The organism is Candidatus Binatota bacterium (assembly GCA_012960245.1).
GTDB lineage: Bacteria > Desulfobacterota > Binatia > UBA1149 > UBA1149 > UBA1149.
In genome coordinates this window covers 35,664-54,580 of sequence record DUBO01000028.1, presented here as the reverse complement: position 1 = coordinate 54,580, position 18,917 = coordinate 35,664, and the positions used below count along the sequence as shown (strand labels likewise).

Sequence of the window (18,917 nt, the reverse complement as noted above, 5' to 3'; positions counted from 1 at the left end):
GCAAGCCTATGAGTTGGAGCGATTGGCAGCAGGTAAACGGCGACGGGCTCGTCTTTGACGAAATCGTCTACGAGAAGAAACACCACGCTAAACTAGGCGGAGGCATTGCACGGGTCACGCTGAACAAGCCCGACAAGTACAACGTGATGACCCTGGAAACCGTAGAACAGATGTTCCGCGCGTTTTACGATGCCAACCACGACACATCGATCGGCCTGATCGTGGTGGCCGGCGCAGGCAAGAACTTCGGTACCGGCGGCGACGTGGAGTGGGAGACCTGGGGGCTGCGCAAGGGTTTCTATTTTCGCTACCCCCACAACCGCCTGGTGCGCAATTCACGCAAACCGGTGCTGGCCCAGGTACAGGGCTACTGCCTGGGCGGACACAACCACATGGCCTACTGCTGCGACTTCACCATCGCCGCCGACACGGCAAAGTTCGGCCAAGCGGGCCCGCGCGTGTCGAGCCCGGCCGATGGGTTTTTCGTCCCCTACCTCACCAAGGTCATAGGCGCCAAGAAGGCACGCGAAATGTGGATGCTGTGTCGCAAGTACACCGCGGAGGAAGCCGAACGCATGGGGCTGGTCAACGAGGTGGTGCCGGTCGGTGATCTCGAGGCCGCGGTCGACCGCTGGGCAGAGGAACTGCTGGCCTTGAGTCCCGGATGCCTCGAGGTGCTCAAGGCGGCCTTCGACCAGGAGATGGACGGCTACCAGGAGATGGGGGCTATATCTTCGTCAATGTACCCCGACTGGTTTGACTCGCCCGAGGGCAAGGAAGGCGGCGTGGCTTTCATGGACGGCCGTCGCTCGCCCAGGTTCTGGGAACTGCGCGAGCGCGAGGCCGGTGAGCACCGGGAACTCATGGAGCGCTACCTCCAGGAAACCCCGGCGGCGCGCAAAAGCAGCGGCAAGGACTAACCGACTGCAGGGTTCGGCGTGGTTACCGGGCATGCCCCTGGTCGCCGCCGAGCGTGGCCTCGGGCTTGTCCAGCGGCGGGCTCCTGGCCCAGGCGGGCGCGACCACCGATGTTGCGCTGGCGATCGCCGCCCGTTTCTTTGCTGCCCTCCCGACAGCTCATGCGAAGGCCAGGATCAGGGGCAGGAAGACCGCCAGGGCGAAACCTCCACTAGCCACCAACGCCGGCAACGCTCTTCCTACCGCGCTACCCACCGCCGACCCTACGACTCCGCCGGTCCGGGCCGATCTCGCGACCAGGTCTTCGCTGTCTTCGTCCCAGCCCGCGAAGGCCCCTTGGGCCAGGTTTGCTACTGCGCATCCATTTGAGTTGATATTCATCGTATTATCTCCGTTGTTCTCAGTTCCAGTCATCGTCCCGGCCTCTCCGTAATCAATCTATGTGTACATACATAAGGTGCATATACACCTTGTCAAGCAAAAAAAAGGACTTCCTTTACGCCCTCGTCCTGGTAGCACCCACCAAACGCCCCAGATCCTCTATGACCCGGGAAACGCAGTTGCCCCCCACCAATTCCTCCACCTTCTGTTGCGCCTTGCGCATCACCGGCATCGCCACCTTGAGCCTGCTGTCTCCCTTGGCGGTAAGACTTACCACCCGCTCGCGCCTGTCCACGCCCTGCTCTATGCGAACCAGTCCTTCGCGCTCCAGTGGGCGCAGATTTCGGGTAAGCGTAGTGCGGTCAAGCACGGCTTCCTCGGCCAGGTTGCCCACGCTTACCGGGCCCATGGCACGCACGCCCATAAGCAGCATAACCTGCGAAGATCTGAGCCCTGTGGACCTGATTGTGTCGTCGTAAAGGCGGGTAACAGCCCTGGCCGCACGGCGTATGTTGAAGCACGCACATCCGCTGTCCTTTCCACTGCCGCTGTCGCCAGCGCTGGTCTTTTCAGAGCCCCTTCCCATGTCTGTGTATATACACATTATACGGGGAAGCGTCAACCCCTTTTTACAAACAAGTGCATATGCACACTGTTTACGGGGCTTTCGCAGGGGCCCACTCGAGTCGTGACCAGTAGTAACGCCGGGGGGCAGCTCAGGCGGGCGCAGGTCCGGGGTAGCGCTCGCGCAGTATGCGTTTGAGTATCTTACCCGAAGGGTTGCGGGGAATTTCTTCGACCATCTCAACAGCCACCGGTCTCTTGAAGGCGGCCAGCCGGGTCTTGCAGTGCTCAAGCACTGTGCCGGGATCTACCGGGCCGGCCGAACCCACCAGCACGGCCACCGGCGATTCGCCCCACTTCTCGCTGGGCTGGCCGATGACCGCAGCGTCGGCCACGCCGTCGCAGTCGAGCAACACGTTTTCTATCTCGGCGGGGTACACGTTCTCACCGCCCGAAATGATCATGTCCTTCATTCGATCCTGTATGTATATAAAACCCTCGTCGTCTATCGTCGCGATGTCCCCCGAGTGCAGCCAACCACCGGCCAGGGTCTCCTCGGAGGCCTCGGGCCGGTTCCAGTACTCTTTCATCACGTGGGCGCCCCGTATCCATACCTCCCCGGCTTCTCCGGGCGCTACATCGTCGCCCTTGTCATCGACTACCCGTACGTCGGTGTGAAAAAAGGCCTTGCCGGTAGACCCGGCCTTGCGCAGCGAATCGGCCGAGGTCAACAGGCAAGCCGGCCCGCAGGACTCGGTCATGCCGTAGACCTGCTGGATTTCTATATCCAGCTCGGCGCAGCGCTCTATGAGGTTGACGGGTACCGGAGCGGCGCCGCTCATGCACCAGCGCAGACGGCTGCGGTCGTACTTGTCGAAGTCGGGCACCTGCAACATGAAATTGAGCATCGCCGGCACCAGCAGCATATTATCAATCTTTTCTTCTTCCAGGGCCTGCCAGGCTCGCACCGGGTCGAACGCGCGCATTACCACGCTCGTGCCACCCTTGTAGACATTAACAAGCATCGGTGTAAGCGCGCCGACGTGGAACAACGGCAGGGTAACCATGTAACGGTCGGCGTAACGCATGTCTGCGGTAGCGGCTATCGTCAAGGCCCCCCACATGGCCGACGCGTGCGTGTGTACCGCCCCCTTGGGTAAACCGGTCGTACCCGAGGTGTACATTATGTAAAGTTCGTCTTCGTCCTCGCCGCCGGTTTCCGGAGCGTCAGCCGACGCGGACTGCTGCAGCTCGTCGTAGGACGAGGCCCAGTCGGCTCGTTGGTCATCGCCCGCCTGCACCCAGGTGGTCACCGCCGTCGCGTCGGGTCGCCCCTGCAGCGCGGCCACCACCTCGGCAAACTCACCGTCAAACAACAACACGGTGGCGCCACTGTCCGACAATATAAACGTCAGCTCGTCGGCCACCAGTCGCCAGTTAAGCGGCACCACGATGGCGCCTATCCTGGCGATAGCGAAGAACGACTCGATGTACTCGGCGCCGTTCATCATCAGCAACGCCACGCGGTCGCCCTTGCCTACGCCGAGCCCGGTGAGCGCATTGGCCGTCCGGCAGGAGCGCTCGTTGAACTCGCGGTAGGTCAATCGCTGCCCCGACTCCAGGCCCACGAAGGCCTCGAGGTCCGGGTCGAGTTCGGCACGCTTGGCCAGGAAAAGCCCGATGTTGTTTTTCATAGTTGTTTTCTTAGCGCCCATCCCGGGCCCCTGTCAACCAGTATGCAATACCGCCGCGGGGCCACGAGCCTCTTCCCATTAGGGCGAGCACGGTGCTACACAGGCCTATGATCACACAGTTCGACGAGTACATGATCCACCAAACGGCCGAGCCGGTGACCCAGCCCGGCCCCAGTGATCGCAACTTCTACGACCGCTACTGGTTCAACGGCTACTCGCGCGACGGCGACTGCACCTTCGAGGTCGGATTTGGCCTGTACCCCAACCGGCTGGTGATGGACGCACACCTTACCGTGGTCCTCGACGGCCGCCAGCACGCCTTCCACGCATCGCGTCGCGCCCCGCACGAGCGCGCGGAAATGAATGTAGGCCCGCTCAGCATCGAAATAGTCGAAGCCCTGCGACAAGTGCGCGTGCGGCTGGCCGACAACGAGACCGGCATTTCGGCCGACCTCACTTTCGTGGCTCGCACGGCTCCCCACCAGGAACCCCGCAACGTGATGTACGACGACGGCCGGCTCATCATGAACACGACCCGCTACACGCAGATGGGAAACTGGAAGGGGCATGTCTCGGCGAGTGGCACACGCGTGGACGTGGACCCGGCGCGCTGGCCGGGCACCCGCGACAGGAGCTGGGGCGTGCGCCCGGTAGGCGAGCCCGAGGCCGGCGCACCCGGCAAGCTCACCACCGAACCCGGTGTGTACTGGGTCTGGTGCCCGTTAATGTTTGACGAGTTTTCAAGCCAGTTCGGCACCTTCGAAGACCGCGACGGCACCGCCACGCAGCTGAGCGCGCACCTGCTACCCGTCTACGATTCGCCCGATGACATTCCCAGCGGCGATGACCCCGGCACCGAGCTCATACAGACCACTAGCCACCGCATACACTGGAAGCCCGGCACCCGCTGCCCGGAGCGAGCCGAGTTCGACCTCCTGCGTCCCAGCGGCGAGAGCCTGCACATAGAACTCGAGCCCATGATACGGCTGCACCTGCTCGGCATCGGCTACCAGCATCCCGAGTGGGGGCACGCCATCTGGAAGGGTGAGGAGGTGATCGCCGGCGAGTCATGGAGCCTGGACGACATGGACCTGCTCGACTACAAGCACATCCACGTTCACAACATCTGCCGTGCCCGCCTGGGCGATCTCGAAGGCATAGGCACGCTGGAGACCATCTGCTTTGGACGCCACGATCCCTCGGGCTTCAAGGAGCTGCTCGACGGCGCCTAGGAAAGACCTGTCAGCGCCCGCTCTATCAGCCACAGCCTATCCTGGCCCCAGGTCACCAGTGGCTCGCCGAGCCCCGGCCCCGAAAGCCTGAAGCTGGGCACACCCCAGCAACCCGCTGCCATCATGTCCACCCGGTTCTGCTCGACCTCGCCGCGCCAGTCGTCGTTGTCAACAACGGCGCAGGCGCTGCTCCAGTCCAGGCCGGCTCGCTGCACTATCTGCCGCAGGCCCGCGTCGCTTCCGGCGTCGATCCCGTGGGCCCACACCAGGTCGTAGAAGGCCAGCAGGTACTCGCGCTCACGACCCTGCCCGCGGGCCCAGTCATGCAGCGACAGCGCTCTCTCGACCGGACGACCAAGCGGATCGCTCACGCGGCCGAACGGCACCCCTGCCCGCCTGGCCTCTCGCGCGGTGTCGAGCAGTATGTACATGCGCTTGGCCCTGGGCACGGCCAGTCCGCGCATCACCATGGGCAGCACCGGGCGCACGCGCAGCTCGACCCCGCTGCGCTCGGCAAATTCAAAAACCCTCGGCGTAACTATCGCGGTGTAGGGGCTACGCAGCGAAGCGAAGTATTCGAGCACGAACCCCTCGCCGCTGCCGGCCGGCGCCGCGACAAGCACAGGCTCCACGAGTGACTGGCCTTGAGCGCCGCCGTCGGGCAAGCTCCGGCGCAGGCCCAGGTCGCCGAGGCGCTGCTCAAGATAGTGCAGCCTGTCCACACCCCAGTACCACTCGCCCGCGTAGTAGAAGGTCGCTCCAAGATAATGCCCGTGTTTGCCGCGCAGGCGGTCACCCTCGTCGAGCAGATTTTCGACCCGCTGGTCATCAGGCGCGGCCTGCAACAGCGCAGAGGTCGACCGCTCCAGCGCCTGCCGGTCGCCACCCCACAAGGCCGAGCTTACCGATGCTGCCACGCCGGGCATCGTCCCTGTTTCTACAGCCGCCGCCAGTGCCCGCGTGGCAAGGAGAAGCGAGCTGTCCGAAGGGCGTCCCCCGAGCGCCTCGAAACGCAGGCCCAACTCCCCGGCTACTGCCAGGGCGTCGGCCAGCGAGTAGTCCTGGAGCATTCGCGGCTCGGGTGCCGCAGCCGCGCGGGGTGGGCGCACGATGTGACAGGCGAGTTCCACCTGGTAGCGCGCGGCGAACCGCTCGAGCAGCTGGGCCGTCAGGGCCGAGTAAGGGTCATCGACCTGGTGAAAATAATCTACGCGATGGGGGCGGCCGAACAGTCGCCGTGCGAGCTCGGACCGCCGGCGCAGGAGATGCTGCGTACGATGGCTGGTGAGCAGGGCCGACACCCCGGGGGCTATGATGCTGCGCAGTAAGGACACTGTGGGCCCCGAAGTTCCTGCCCACGGGCGACCGAGTCAAGAGCGGGGCGGGCGGCACCGGCACCCCTCCCCCCAGGGGTGCATTCTCCGCGTGGCACTGGCAGCATACGCGGCTTACAGCGGGATCCGGATATAAATAAGGAGCAACAAGCAGTGAGCACCCCCAGCAACGACCCCATCGCAGCCATCGACGCCTACATAGAGGCGCAATCAATCGACACCACGCAGGCGGACTGGAAAACTAATCTGTCCAGGCCCGACTGCCTGCAGTTTGAGCCCGGTTGCCAGCTCACCTGGACGCTGGCGACCAACATCGGCGAGCTGGTCATCCGGCTGATGCCCGACGTGGCACCCATGCACGTGTCGAGCACGCTCTTTCTTACGCGCCTGGGTTTCTACGACGACGTGGTTTTTCACCGTGTAATAAGCGGCTTCATGGCCCAGGGCGGCGACCCGCTGGGCCAAGGCTTCGGCGGCCCGGGTTACCAGTACGACGGCGAGTTCTCCGCCGACGAGCGTCACGACAGGCCGGGCCTTCTCAGCATGGCCAACGCTGGACCGGGCACCGACGGCAGCCAGTTCTTCATCACCTTTGTACCCACTCCCCACCTCGACGACGCCCATACTATTTTTGGCGAAGTCGTAGATGGCATGACCACGCTGGGCGGACTCGAACAACGCGGCAGCGGTAGCGGGGAAACTACCGAGCGGCTGTTCATAGAAAAAGCCACCGTCGCTCTAGGCTGACAACCGGCCCTTGGCGAGTAACACCACCACGACCGATCAACAGCTGCCCGACACGATGCAGGCCGTGGTCATCCGCGAGCCCGGCGGCCCCGAGGTGCTGGTGCCAGCCGAACTGCCCACGCCGCAGGCTGACACCGGCCAGGTGCTCATCCGCGTTACGGCTGCCGGGGTGAACCGTCCCGACACGCTGCAACGAATGGGTCTTTACCCTGCGCCCGCCGATGCTCCCGACTGGCCGGGCCTCGAAGTGTCGGGAACCGTGGCCGCCGTGGGACAGGGCGTGAGTCGCTACAAGGGCGGCGAACAGGTCGTGGCCCTGCTCAACGGTGGCGGCTACGCCGAGTACGCCACGGCGCACGAGGGCAGCGTGCTGCCCTTGCCGAGCACCATAGACCCGGTCGACGGCGCCGGCCTGCCCGAAGCGCTGTTCACGGTCTGGTACAACGTCTTCGACCGCGCGGCCCTTGCCCCCGGTGAGAGCCTGCTCGTGCACGGCGGCGCGAGCGGCATCGGCACCACAGCCATACAGCTGGGCGCGGCGCGTGGGCACCGCGTGTTTACCACCGCCGGCAGCGACGAGAGATGCGCGCGCTGCCTCGAGCTCGGCGCCGAGCTGGCGATCAATTACAACGACGACGATTTCGTCGAAAAAATTACCGCCGCCACCAATCGACGCGGCGTCGACGTGATACTCGATATGGTCGGCGGCGACTACGTCGAGCGCAACCTGGCCTGCCTGGCCGAGAGCGGCCGCATGTCGATAATCGCCTTCCTGCGTGGGTCGCGGGTGGAGGTGGACCTGCTCAGGCTCATGCTCAAGCGCCAGGTCATCACCGGCTCAACGCTGAGAGTGCGTAGCAGCGAAGAGAAAATACGCATAGCAAACGCCTTGGCAACCGAGGTGTGGCCGTTGTTGGAATCGGGTGCGGTCGCACCCGTTGTCGACTCGGTGTTCCCCCTCGCCGAGGCCGCCGCCGCCCACGCCCACATGGAAGAAGGCCTGCACGTGGGCAAGATCCTGCTCACGACCGAAGGCTGATCGCCCGGCCCACTCCCCGCTGATAAGAGCCACCGCCGTCGGCAAACCTGGGCTACAATGGGAGGGTTGCTTTCCTGGCTAAGGGCCTCGAGAGATCCGCAACCGGGCTGACACAACCAGCAAACGGAGGAATTTGCATGACTGTCGTTTCAAACAATCGTCGAGGCCTTGTGCTCGCGCCACTACTGGCTGCGCTCATGATCACCGCCGTGGCCGCTACGGCGCCGGCCGAAGAATCGGGCTTAAAGCTGCCAGGGGGATTGCTCGTATTCCCGGACCTGACCGTGACCAAGCTCAACGGTGCCTCCGGCGACGAGGATACGTTTACCGCCAACCCGGGCGTGGACCTGTTTTTTTCCCGCGACTACGGAAAGCTGCGCTTACTGGCCGAGCTGTTTTTTGACAAATACGAGCAGGAGCTCGAACGCCTGATGGTGGGCAAGCAATTAACCCCGGGAACAAGCGTGTGGGGCGGACGCTTTCTCGCCCCACTCGGCTACTGGAACACCGCGTTTCACCACGGCACCTGGCTGCAGACCAGTATCAGCAGGCCGGGTATAATCGAGTTTGAAGACAAGGGCGGTGCGCTGCCTATGCATATAACCGGTGTCCTGGCCCAGGGCGACCTTCCCGTGCACGGGGCCAGCCTCTCCTGGGAGGCAGGGGCGGGCTTGGGACCGAAACTGGAGGCCGGCGAGCTCGAACCCTACGACCTGCTCGACCCGAGCGACGGAGACCGAGACCTGGCGGCGGCGGTCACAGTGACCCTCAGGCGCAGCAAGCGGGACTTGTCGGGAGTGGGCCTGTTTGCCGGTTACTGGGACGCCGAGCGGGACGACAGCGTGGGAGGGGACCTGCGTCTCACCGTGTACGGCGGCAATCTCATGCTCGAACTCGATGCCTTGCTGCTGAGCGGCGCGTTGTTTTACGTGGAAGACAAGAGCAGAGATGGGCAGTTTATCATCAACTCCCACTTCACCAGCGGCTACCTGCAGGCGGAGTACAGCCCGGGCTCAGACTGGACGACTTACGCGCGGGCCGAGCTGGCATCGAACGCCAGCGAATCACCCTACCTGGCCAACTTTCCCGATTTCGTGACCGAGGGCTACCTGGCTGGACTTCGCTGGGACTTTTCTGACCGTCAAGCTTTTAAACTCGAGGTGGGCGATCTGCGCCGTCTCGGCACCCATTCGCGGAGGTTCATGTTGCAGTGGAGCGCGCAGCTTCCCTGAAAACAAGTTTACTGCTCCCCCTGCTGATGCTGGGGGTGCTGTGGGTTCCGGCGCTGCTGGTTCCAGCGCACAGCTTCGCCCAGGCTTCGGGAGCAGAGCGCGTGCTGGTACTGGTGGCCGCTGCTGAAAGTCAGATCACGGCCCCCACGAACGAGCAGGTGCGTAACGCGTGGATGGGCCTGCCGGTAAAAATCAACGGCCAACTGCTCGAGCCCCTGCGTAACCTGGCCGAGCCCATGGCCGACGAGGTCTTCCTGCAGAAGGTAATGTTCATGGCCCGTCGCCGCTACGAACGAAACGTAATATCGCAGGTGTTTCACTTCGGTGGCACGCTGCCTCGACGCGTGGATGAGCGCGATCAGCTCACAATAATGCTGCGGAACAACCCCGGCGGAATAAGCTACATGTGGACCGAAGCGACCGGGGACCTTCCCGGTGTTAAGATCCTGGCCGAACTCTGGCGGGGAACTGTCGACTGAAATAATCTAATGAGATCGATACGTACTCGAATCGCTTCTTACACCGCGGGCCTGCTCGTGGGATCCGCCCTGCTGTACGGACTTCTTGGCCTGCGCGTCACCTCCGAGCTTCGCCCCGTCCTGTCGCTGCAGCTCAAGGACTCGGCCGCCATTACCCGGGCGGCCCTGCAGGAACTGCTGGCCGGCCAACTGCAGAACGTCAAGACCTGGGCAAGCCTCGGACTCACTAACTCCACTCGCACCGAGGACCAACCCGAGTTGGCACATTTTCTCGAGCAGCTGACCCGTAACTACGCCGTGTATCTTGACGTGCTGGTACTCGACGGCAACGACGTCTGCCTGGCGTCGAGCTGGCCCGAGCATCGGGGCCTTACTTACCCCGGCCTGGGCAAACGGTTCCTGGACGCCCACCAACGCCCGCGACCGGCAGTGGCATGGTCCGAAGAGCACCAAACTTTTTACGTTGGCATCGCTTCCCCCCTGCTGGGGAGCAAAAATGGAGCGCTACTCGTGGCGATGCTGGACCGCGCCGCGCTCGACACCATCGTGCGTCCGCGCAGAGACTCAGCCCCGGTGGAGCTACTGCTGCTCAACGCCGACCTGGAGATACTGGCTGGCTCAAACCGTGCCCTGCTCGGCGACTCGCTTCCCCTCTGGGAGAATCAGCTGATCAAAGGCGGCAAACACGAGCACGACGATGAGCAGATCTATTCGGCTGTTGACCCGGCCGGAGAGGAACTGCTCGTGAGCCGACTCCCCCTGCAGGCTTACAGGGCACTGCCACGACTGGACTGGACGGTTGTTGCTTCGCTGCCCGAACAGCTGGCCTTCCTGCCCCTGACCAGGGCGCGCAATTACATAGTGCTGCTGGTACTGGCGGCCATCGTACTGGGCATAGCCATGGCCTGGGCCCTGGCCGAAAGCGTCGCACGGCCAATCAAGGAGCTTACCCTGGTCACCCAGCGCATAGCCAGGGAAGGCACACTGGAGGCCGTCCCCGACCCGGACAGCAACGACGAGGTGGGTGAGCTGGCCCGTTCCTTTCAGGCCATGGTCGAAAACGTGACCGCCGCCCACGACGAACTGGTGCAATCATCCAAGCTCGCCTTCCTGGGGGAACTTGCGGCCGGCATAGCGCACGAAATCCGTACCCCCCTGGGCATCATAAAGAACTCTGCGCAACTGCTCGAAAGGCGGGCGCTGAAGGCAGACGACAAGGAGGCCCAGGAGTTCTCTCGTTTCATACAGGGAGAATCCGATCGTCTGAATTTAACTGTGGATGAACTGCTCAACCTGGCGCGCCCCACCCCGCTCAAAAAATCACCCGCGTCGATCAACGCCATCGTCGAACGGGCCACTGGTTTTCTTTCTACCGAGGCGCGGGCGAGAAAGGTCTCTCTTTCGGCCGACCTGGCCCCGTCGTTGCCCGAGACCAGGTGCGATGCCGGGCAGCTGTTCCAGGTGCTGCTCAACCTCACCATGAACTCGCTACAGGTAAGTACGCCTGGTTCGTCAGTGTTGATCTCCACCCGCCGCCTGGGCGATGAGCTTGAGATTGCCGTGACCGACGACGGCCCGGGCATACCCCCCGACCTGCTGGGTGCCCTGTTCACGCCCTTCGTCAGTCAGCGCGAAGGCGGGCTGGGACTGGGGCTCGCGATAGTAAAGCGTATCGTCGAGGCGCACGGGGGCAAGATAAGCGGAGAGAATCTTCAAACAGCAGGGGCGCGCTTCGCCCTCACGCTGCCCATTTCCACCCCGGGCGACAGCGACGAGGAGATAGTCTGAAAAGCAGCTCGCCATCACCCCGTCCGCGTCAATCGCCACCTCGCATACCTTCGTCACTCGCATTTTGCGAAAATAAATACCCACCTGCAGAAAAAACAACAGGGTGGATCCGACCCGATGAGAAAGCCGCGATGCTCGCGTCGAGGGCGGGCTGGGCAGAGTACGGCCAGGCCCAGCGCCGCGACGACATTTCAGTCACAACTGAAGCTCGGGTCATTGTTCTTGAGCTGGAAGTAGTCCTCCAGCGATTCCAGCGCAGATGTCAGCGCGTTACCCTGGGGAAACTCCTCGCGCCAGAAGTTCTGGTAGGTGAGCTTGGCGTGGGCCATGGTCGGGTCGTAACCGCCCGCCACACCGTTTCCATCTTTGCAGATCCGGGCTGAACCGGGAAAGTCCGAAGGGTCTTCAAAAGAGTAGTGCGCCACGTGGCAGCCACGGCACGACACCGCGTACACGTTGTCGTAAAAATCAGCCTCGTTTTCCGGGGTACCGGGGGCGTTGTCCCAACTTTCCGGCCTCCAGGGCGTAAAGTTTCCCGAGCTGAAGTTGTTGGTGTACCAGCCCTTAACCAGTTCCTCTATCGGCAGCCTCGGCTCGGTGTATTTCACCATCTCGTTGAGCGCCCTCATGTTGTCTTCCTGCTCGGCTTCACTGGCGACAGCCAGATGGCCCGGGGGAAACACGTAGGTCTTGGGATCAAAGGGCAGGAAGCTCGAGTAATTGTCTCCGTCAGGTGTGATTTTGGCCAGCAGGTCGCGGCGCTTGATCCACGCCGGATCCGCGATGTCGCCCGGTGTGGTAATACCTATGCCCGCCAGCTCGCAGTTCACATTGTCGGTCAGGCCAGCAATTATCGCGTCCAATTCAGCACCCTGGTTACCGTCGCCCGGCCAGGATCCGCCGTGACAGGACATGCAGACTTCGGGTACGCTCTTCGCGCCGCAGCCATCAAGATTGGCAGCACCCAGGCGCGTCCCCGAGGCGGTGCGACCGTCGTAGACGTAGAACTTGGTCACCGGCCCCAGCTCGCCGAAGCCCTCTACCGGGCTGAACTCCATGGCCACCGTGCCGTACGCGTGGGTGGGATTCACCCCAGGGTTGGCCTCTATCTGCTGCTGCCCCTCGTAGGCAAAATCCGCATTCGCTGCCAGGTTGGTGGGGTAGTTGTTACAGAAATCGGTGGTGTAATTGACCACGTAGCAGGCCACCGTGGCCGGAAAGCCCCTGAACAGTTTCACGTAATCGGGTGCCTCCAGGCTAAGGTTCTCCAGCCAGGTGTGGTCCAGGTACAAGTCGCCCGCCATGGGGTACGGATAATCAGCGTCTCGGCCTGAACTGGGCAGAGCCAGCCCGCTCGCCCCGGTCAATATTTTCGCCAGCAGGTAGGGGCTGTAAGAGGTTACCCGGCATTGCATCTCGCGGCCGAAGCCCAGGTCGTTGCTGTTCAGGTACCAGGCACTGACGACGTCCGTGCCCAGCCCGGTCACCGGGTCGAAGCCGTTTTTTGTCCACCAGTCGCCGAGCGTCAGGCGGCTGCACTTTCCGTCGGGGTCGCTGCCCGGATCGAGCGCACCGTCACAGTCCAGGTCCACGCAGTCCGGGTCTACCAGGTTGTAGTACAGGCAGGCGTCGTTCTTACTGTTGGAACTACCACGGTATTTCTCGGTGAGAAATTCTTTACGGCCGCCCGCCGGCTCAGGCACGTTATTGCCGCCGCTGACATTGTAACCGTCACCGCACAGCGTGTCTTCGTCCTTCAGCTCGAAAAGGCAGGGGTCGTAAACAAAGAGCTCGCTGGGATCAAGCGGTCCGAAAGTTATCGCCGCACTGGACAAGCCGCCGTAATTGTTTTTCGCCGATACCACGAGCTGCTGGATCTTGCCGATTCCCTTGGGAATCCACTTGGCAAAATCGCCGAGCAACGGATCGATACAAGCCTGCGACGACCGCCCGGGGCCGGCCGGCGAGAGCACCTCGCCCTCTCCCCTGGTCACCGTCCAGTGGTACTCGAGGTCGCCCGGGGTGGCGCTTCCGAAGTCAACCTGGACAAACAACTCGTCACCTTCGGATACCTGCAAGGGATCGGTAATAAGGTTGCCGTCGGAATCGGTCACGACCAGGCTCCCCGGTACCGGGCCGGCGTTGATCATGCGCAGGTCCTCTCTCAGTACCCCGCTGCCACCCGCCGCGGACACGGCCGCGGTAGAGGTCTCGTCTCCGCAGTCGGCCACCACGATATAGTCGCCCGCCGACGGTGCGAGAAGCATGTAAGACCCGTCAGATCCCACCTCTACCCGCGCTGCGACTTGTCCACCTGTTACCGCCAGCAGCGAAGCACCTCCACGAAAAGTGGGGTCGCTACCGTTGTAACGCCGGTAACAGGCGGTCCCGTCGGCCCTGAGAACCTTGCCGTATACTAACGTGCTCCCGGCCCCACGCGGAGCGGTGAGGTCCTGGTCCGGCAAGTTCAGCGACCCCCGCGTGGCTTCGAAATCTTCTGCGGCGCAGGACTGTTGACCTTCCTTTTCCCAGCACAGGCGATAACTGCGGTAGGCCTGGACGTTGAAGCTGAACTGCCCGGAGGAGTCAGTCTCACCCGACACCAGGATCGTATCTGCGCTGCCTGGATCAACAAGCAGCACGGTAGCGTCTGCAGCCCGCAGGGTGTCGCCCTCGCCAGCGACGTCGGCAACCCCCAGTGCTCCCTTGACCAGCGAACCACCGCTGGCGTGCTCCAGTTCGAGCGCCGAGGCGGCTACGCCCACGGCCCTGTCGAACAGGCAGCCGGTTAACCCCGCCATGGTCTGCCCAGCCGAGCCACCCGCGTGCCCGCAGGCACGCAAGCCCGCGACAGCCTGGTCGTCGCATCTCTTTGAAATTTTTGCAGCCCCGCGTTCCGCATACGAAGCCAGCGCATCGGCTGCCGTCTGCAGGCAGCCCTCTACCGAGCGAAAAGCGTCGCCCTCGACGGTGCCACCCCTGTCCACCCGGTCTGCGCAGCGTGAACCAAGACCCTTGATCGCGTTCTTAAGCTGCTTGGCCGTTCCCTTGCCCAGGGTTTTCTGGCAGGACATCGCCTCCTTACCGTAAGCCGGCTGGGCAGGGTCAGGTTGCCCGTAGACCAGGTCGACCAGGTGACGGGCCAGTCTCTCGTGCTCGGCCTGCTGCCCCGACAGCAATGACACGAGGCTGCCAAACGCCAACCCCCGTGGTCTCGGGTCGGCCAGCTCAGCTGTAGAGAGCCCTCCACAACCCTTGCTTATCTTCGCCGCTAACTTGTCAGCGGCTTTCTGAAGCCTGCCGGTGGTCCTTGCCTCGTCGCAGGCCGCGGTCTGCTTGCCAGACAACTCAGACTCGCGACACTTCGACAGAGTCTTGACCACCGATGAGAGATACTTGCGGCCGCTCTTCGATACGGTTTTCTGACAGGACTGCTGCGGCCTCAACACGCCGGCCGACACGGGTTCGGCTATTACGGCCGTCGCAAGCAGGCAGGTAGCAAGCAGCATCGGCAAGCGGACATCGCCGTGCGAAGAAGTACGGGCGGGCAAAACAAGTTTCATCAGCTTTCTTCCGTGGCCTTGCCGCACGAAGGACCCCCCTTTGTTACGACAGCGACTGGTAAACAGCAGCCTGCTTCAATAATCGACCGCTTTAGTGTGTTGACGCAAGAGTCATGCCCGGATTATCTGACCTCCCCCGCCACTTTAAGCCCGCTGGTGGCGACCACCGAGTCGGTGGAGCCGCAGCTTGCCCCATACCCGGCTTAGCCTGGCGCCGCCTCGATCGGGGGCTACCGACAACCAGGGTTTGCAGCAAGGCGGCCGCGCGCAGTCGGCCCGTAAGCGCTCAGGCAGCGCCGGCAGCGCGCGAAGACAGCAACTGCTCGACCGCGTCGGCGTCGTAACCCAGCTCCGCCAGCAGTTCGCGTGTGTGCTGGCCGTGCACGGGCGGCGCCAGGCGCACCGAGCCGGGGGTAGACCCCAGCTTGACCGGCACACCGGTCACCGTCACCGGGCCCAGCGTGGCGTGCTCCACCTCGGCCAGCATGCCGTTGTGCCTTAGCTGCGGGTCGCTGCTGACCTCGTCAATGGTCTTTATGGGCGCGGTGAGAACGTCGGCCGCCACCAGGCGCTCGACCAACTCCTCGCGATCAAATGTCCGGGTGCGCGATGCGACCAACTCGTCGAGCTCACCAGCGTTGGCCAGGCGATCGTTCACCGACGCGAAGCGCGACTGCTCGTGCCAGTCGACTTCGAGCGCGCTGCACAGGTTGGCAAAGAACTTGTCGGCGGGGCAGGTGATTACAACGTGGCTGTCATCGAGGGTCGGGTAGATGCCCGAGGGGGCAAAGTACTGGCTGGCGTTGCCCGTGCGCGGCGTCACTTCGCCCGCAACGTTCCACACCGCCAGGCCCGGCGACTGCGCGTGCGCCAACGCGTCGAGCAACGACACGTCAACGCGCTGTCCCTCACCCGTGCGCTCGCGCACCAGCAACGCCGCCAGCACACCGGTGACCACCAGCTCCGAGGTCATCACGTCCACCACCGGTATGGTTACCCTCGCCTGCTCAGAGCCAGGTTGACCGTTCAGGGAAATCATCCCCGCGTAGCCCTGGGCCAGGAAGTCTATGCCGGGTCGGCCCGCGTAAGGACCGTCGGGGCCAAAAGCTGTAACCCCCGCCCAGATGACGTCGTCGCGATGGGCCTTGACCTGCTCGTAGGCAAGGCCGAGCCGCGACAGGGCGGGCTCCCGCACGTTGGTGATGAGCACGTCGGTGGTGGCCAACAGCCGCTCGAACACCGGCCGGGCTTCGTCCTGCCGCAGGTCGAGCAGAAGGCTGCGCTTGTTGCGGTTGATGGCAAGAAAAGGCGTGTGTTCACCGTCACGCTCGGGACCGAGGTAGCGGCTGTCGTCGCCGCGGTGGGCCTCGACCTTGATGACGTCGGCGCCGAGATCGCCCAGCAGCGTGGCCGCGTAAGGCGCAGCCATCATGCTGCCCAGGTCGAGCACCCGCAGGCCGTCGAGGGCACCGGGTTTCTGTGTACTGCCTGCGCCCACGGCCGGCATTCCTAGAGTATGGCGCCCGACGACTTGAGCTCGCCGATGCGATCCCAGTCGTAGCCCAGGGTTTCGAACAGTATCAACTCGGTGTCCTGTCCCAGCTCGGGGCCCAGCGTGTTGATCGTGCCCGGGGTACCACGCAAGCCCAGGGGCAGGCCGCGCAGCATCACCTCGCGATTGACCTCGTTGCAGTGGGTGCGCGCGAGATAGTCGTTGGCCCAGGCGCCCTCGTCCTCGGCCAGCTCGGCCAGCGTGCACACCACGCCCGCGTGCAGCCCGGTCTCTGCGAGCCTCTCGACCCAGTTCTCAGCCGTGTCGCCCACCAGCACGCGGTCGAGTTCGGCCACCAGCTCGACATTGTTTTCGCCGCGTGCGGCTTCAGTCGTAAAACGCGCGTCAGCGGCCAGCACGTCATCGCCTAGTGCACCGGCCAGCTTCGCCCACTGCCCGTCGTCGTTGTGCACGCAAACGACCAGCCAACGGTCCGAGGCACGATAAGTATTCCAGGTCGGATTGCGTGCATGGCTGCGCGACACCTGCCGCGAGAACCTGTCACTGGCCGTCGCCAGCCACGCCTGCATCGTGGGCGCGGCCATGAACAACTGCGCACCGTAGAGCGACGCGTCGAGAAACTGCCCACGGCCGGTCTTCTCGCGGGCCCAGAGGGCGGTGGTGATACCGAAGGCCGCCATCAAGCCACCCATGGCGTCGCCCGAACCCATGCCAAGGTAGATAGGCGGCTGACCGGGCTCGCCCAGGCGGGTCATCACGCCGATCAATGCCTGCACCGTGAGATCGAAAGACGGCTTGGTCACCGTGCCGCGCGGCCCATAACCGCTGCCCATGGCGTAGACCAAGCGCGGGTTTATGGCAGAGAGGTCATCGTAACTCACGCCCCATTTTGACAGCGCGCCGGCGCTCAGGTTGGTGAGAAAAACGTCGGACTTCTCCACCAGCTCGTACATGACCTGGCGTCCTGCATCGCTCTTGAGATCAACCGCCATGCTCTTCTTGTTACGGTTTATGACCAGGAAGTACTGGTTCCAGTCGCCCACGGGCAGCGCCTTGATGCTCGCCACGCCGCGGCCGAGATCGCCTCCCTTCGGGTTCTCAAAGTGTATGACCTCGGCGCCCTGGTCGGCGAGGTGCTGACCGGCCACCGGGCCCTGGAACCACATGGTGAGATCGATGACGCGTATGCCGTCGAGCGCGCCCGCCATCAGCGCTCTCCTCCCGACACGACCCCTGCCTTGCGCAGGCGCTCGAGGCGGGCCTCGTCCATGCCGGCAAGCGCAAGCAACAACTCGTCCGTGTGTTCTCCCACCGCGGGTGCTTCGCGGTGCATGGCCGCCGGCGTGTCCTGCATCCACACCGGGAAGCCGAGCGAGCGCTGCCCGTCTTCGAGCTCGATGATGTAGCGATTGTCACTGGCCTGCGCATCGGCGGCCGGAAACTCGTAGCTCTCGATGACGTCGGCCGACATCTGCAGTTCGTTGAAACGCTCGCGCCAGTGGGCTGCCGACTCGAGCTGGAACGCCCCGTCAAGCAATTCCATGAGCAGCAAGCGGTTGTCGCCACACCTCAAGTCGTGTGTGGCAAATCTCGGGTCGTCACTGTCCAGGCCCACCAGGCCCGACAGCGCCGGCCACCAGCGATCGGTCTCCGGCATGGTGAGCGTGACCCACAACCCGTCGTTGGTGGGATACTTGGTGCCGCTCATCGGGTTGCCCGCGTCGAGCCGCGAAACCGGCTCGCAGAAACGCTGTCCGCCGATGGCGAGAAAGGCCTGCAGGTCAAGACTGGCGCCGTACATGTTGCCGCCCAGCAGGGAGGCGTCCACGGCCTGTCCCTCGCCAGTGGCACGGCGGTGAAGCAGCGCCGTCACCGCGCCCAGGGCCAGCATCACCGAGGTATACATCTGCCCGTGGCCCGGGTAGACCGGCGGCTGTCCGGGCTCGGGCAGTATGGGCATCATACCCGTGCGCGCGGCGGCCAACTCGTCGAGTGGAGGCTCGTTTTTGTCGGGGCCTTCGGGGCCGAAGGCCGAACCACGCAGGTACACTATATCTTCGCGCATCTCGCGCAGGCTGTTTTCGTCAAGCCCGCAGCGCTCAAGCTCATCAAGCGCGAGATCGGTGAGAAACACATCGGCCGTCGCGCTCAGCTCGCGGGCCAGCGCGCGGCCTTCGTCGTTCGAAATATCCACGGCCACGCTGCGACGGTTGCGATGCACAAGCGCGCCCATGCAGTCGTTGTCGCCCAGGGCCGGGCGCTCAATGTCGTCGGGAAACTCGCGGCTGCTGCCGTCGGGCGAATCCAGGCGCACGACGTCGGCGCCAAAGTCGCCAAGCAATGTACCCGCCATGGCGCCCCAGAAAGTGCGCGTGAGATCAACTACCCTCAGGTCGTCGAGGGCTCCCGTTGGCTGGCTGCCGGCCACCCGTG

The 18,917-nt window shown here is 63.7% G+C and carries 15 protein-coding genes; 7 read left to right on the top strand and 8 right to left on the bottom strand.

The genetic code is table 11. The features are described from left to right. Positions 1-8: 8 nt before the first annotated feature. Positions 9-920 carry a hypothetical protein gene (locus EYQ35_04940; GenBank protein ID HIF63490.1) on the top strand — a complete coding sequence of 304 codons (912 nt, stop codon included), beginning with the start codon at positions 9-11 and terminating at the stop codon, positions 918-920. A 157-nt stretch (positions 921-1,077) separates the two neighbouring features. Here EYQ35_04940 and EYQ35_04935 read toward each other — a convergent pair whose 3' ends face one another. From EYQ35_04935 to EYQ35_04925, 3 genes are all read right to left on the bottom strand, one after another. After that, on the bottom strand, positions 1,078-1,299 hold the full coding sequence (locus EYQ35_04935) for a hypothetical protein (protein HIF63489.1): 222 nt from the start codon (positions 1,297-1,299) through the stop codon (positions 1,078-1,080). Between the two features lie 115 nt (positions 1,300-1,414). Further along, a complete protein-coding gene (locus EYQ35_04930; GenBank protein ID HIF63488.1) occupies positions 1,415-1,903 on the bottom strand; it encodes a MarR family transcriptional regulator in 489 nt (162 codons plus the stop codon). A gap of 112 nt (positions 1,904-2,015) precedes the next feature. Next, on the bottom strand, positions 2,016-3,557 hold the full coding sequence (locus tag EYQ35_04925; protein ID HIF63487.1) for a long-chain-fatty-acid--CoA ligase: 1,542 nt from the start codon (positions 3,555-3,557) through the stop codon (positions 2,016-2,018). A gap of 107 nt (positions 3,558-3,664) precedes the next feature. On the opposite strand from EYQ35_04925, the gene EYQ35_04920 reads away from it, so the two are divergent. Continuing rightward, on the top strand, positions 3,665-4,789 hold the full coding sequence (locus EYQ35_04920; protein HIF63486.1) for a hypothetical protein: 1,125 nt from the start codon (positions 3,665-3,667) through the stop codon (positions 4,787-4,789). Here EYQ35_04920 and EYQ35_04915 read toward each other — a convergent pair. Further along, positions 4,786-6,021: a 2-hydroxychromene-2-carboxylate isomerase gene (locus EYQ35_04915; GenBank protein ID HIF63485.1), complete on the bottom strand. Its 1,236-nt coding sequence runs from the start codon at positions 6,019-6,021 to the stop codon at positions 4,786-4,788. The genes EYQ35_04920 and EYQ35_04915 overlap by 4 nt on opposite strands. A 207-nt stretch (positions 6,022-6,228) precedes the next feature. Here EYQ35_04915 and EYQ35_04910 point away from each other — a divergent pair, with 207 nt between their 5' ends. The 5 genes from EYQ35_04910 to EYQ35_04890 all read left to right on the top strand — a co-directional run bounded on the left by EYQ35_04910 (position 6,229) and on the right by EYQ35_04890 (position 11,408). Next, entirely contained in the window at positions 6,229-6,870 is a 642-nt protein-coding gene (locus tag EYQ35_04910; protein HIF63484.1) for a peptidylprolyl isomerase, read from the top strand. Positions 6,871-6,925: 55 nt separating this feature from the next. Next, positions 6,926-7,909, top strand: a complete 984-nt coding sequence (locus tag EYQ35_04905) for an NAD(P)H-quinone oxidoreductase (GenBank protein ID HIF63483.1) — start codon at positions 6,926-6,928, stop codon at positions 7,907-7,909. Between the two features lie 137 nt (positions 7,910-8,046). Then, the gene (locus tag EYQ35_04900; protein HIF63482.1) at positions 8,047-9,141 is read left to right on the top strand and encodes a hypothetical protein; all 1,095 of its coding nucleotides are present in this window, start codon (positions 8,047-8,049) and stop codon (positions 9,139-9,141) included. After that, positions 9,120-9,620 carry a hypothetical protein gene (locus tag EYQ35_04895; GenBank protein ID HIF63481.1) on the top strand — a complete coding sequence of 167 codons (501 nt, stop codon included), beginning with the start codon at positions 9,120-9,122 and terminating at the stop codon, positions 9,618-9,620. Before EYQ35_04900 ends, EYQ35_04895 begins: the two co-directional genes overlap by 22 nt. A gap of 9 nt (positions 9,621-9,629) precedes the next feature. Beyond that, entirely contained in the window at positions 9,630-11,408 is a 1,779-nt protein-coding gene (locus EYQ35_04890) for a HAMP domain-containing protein (protein ID HIF63480.1), read from the top strand. 191 nt (positions 11,409-11,599) lie between these two features. Here the strand turns inward: EYQ35_04890 and EYQ35_04885 are convergent, their stop codons facing one another. From EYQ35_04885 to EYQ35_04870, 4 genes are all read right to left on the bottom strand, one after another. Continuing rightward, positions 11,600-14,971 carry a hypothetical protein gene (locus tag EYQ35_04885; protein HIF63479.1) on the bottom strand — a complete coding sequence of 1,124 codons (3,372 nt, stop codon included), beginning with the start codon at positions 14,969-14,971 and terminating at the stop codon, positions 11,600-11,602. A gap of 286 nt (positions 14,972-15,257) precedes the next feature. Next, on the bottom strand, positions 15,258-16,478 hold the full coding sequence (locus EYQ35_04880) for a CoA transferase (GenBank protein HIF63478.1): 1,221 nt from the start codon (positions 16,476-16,478) through the stop codon (positions 15,258-15,260). Positions 16,479-16,480: 2 nt separating this feature from the next. After that, on the bottom strand, positions 16,481-17,692 hold the full coding sequence (locus tag EYQ35_04875; GenBank protein ID HIF63477.1) for a CoA transferase: 1,212 nt from the start codon (positions 17,690-17,692) through the stop codon (positions 16,481-16,483). Next, positions 17,692-18,912 carry a hypothetical protein gene (locus EYQ35_04870; protein HIF63476.1) on the bottom strand — a complete coding sequence of 407 codons (1,221 nt, stop codon included), beginning with the start codon at positions 18,910-18,912 and terminating at the stop codon, positions 17,692-17,694. The genes EYQ35_04875 and EYQ35_04870 overlap by 1 nt, the downstream gene beginning before the upstream one ends. Positions 18,913-18,917: the final 5 nt, after the last annotated feature.

Coding starts and splice junctions, on each gene's coding strand:
- EYQ35_04905 (HIF63483.1), top strand. CDS start 6,926: ATGCAGGCCGTGGTCATCCGCGAGCCCGGCGGCCCCGAGGTGCTGGTG.
- EYQ35_04900 (HIF63482.1), top strand. CDS start 8,047: ATGACTGTCGTTTCAAACAATCGTCGAGGCCTTGTGCTCGCGCCACTA.
- EYQ35_04875 (HIF63477.1), bottom strand. CDS start 17,692: ATGGCGGGCGCGCTCGACGGCATACGCGTCATCGATCTCACCATGTGG.
- EYQ35_04920 (HIF63486.1), top strand. CDS start 3,665: ATGATCACACAGTTCGACGAGTACATGATCCACCAAACGGCCGAGCCG.
- EYQ35_04880 (HIF63478.1), bottom strand. CDS start 16,478: ATGCCGGCCGTGGGCGCAGGCAGTACACAGAAACCCGGTGCCCTCGAC.
- EYQ35_04925 (HIF63487.1), bottom strand. CDS start 3,557: ATGAAAAACAACATCGGGCTTTTCCTGGCCAAGCGTGCCGAACTCGAC.
- EYQ35_04930 (HIF63488.1), bottom strand. CDS start 1,903: ATGTGTATATACACAGACATGGGAAGGGGCTCTGAAAAGACCAGCGCT.
- EYQ35_04935 (HIF63489.1), bottom strand. CDS start 1,299: ATGAATATCAACTCAAATGGATGCGCAGTAGCAAACCTGGCCCAAGGG.
- EYQ35_04885 (HIF63479.1), bottom strand. CDS start 14,971: ATGAAACTTGTTTTGCCCGCCCGTACTTCTTCGCACGGCGATGTCCGC.
- EYQ35_04890 (HIF63480.1), top strand. CDS start 9,630: ATGAGATCGATACGTACTCGAATCGCTTCTTACACCGCGGGCCTGCTC.
- EYQ35_04940 (HIF63490.1), top strand. CDS start 9: ATGAGTTGGAGCGATTGGCAGCAGGTAAACGGCGACGGGCTCGTCTTT.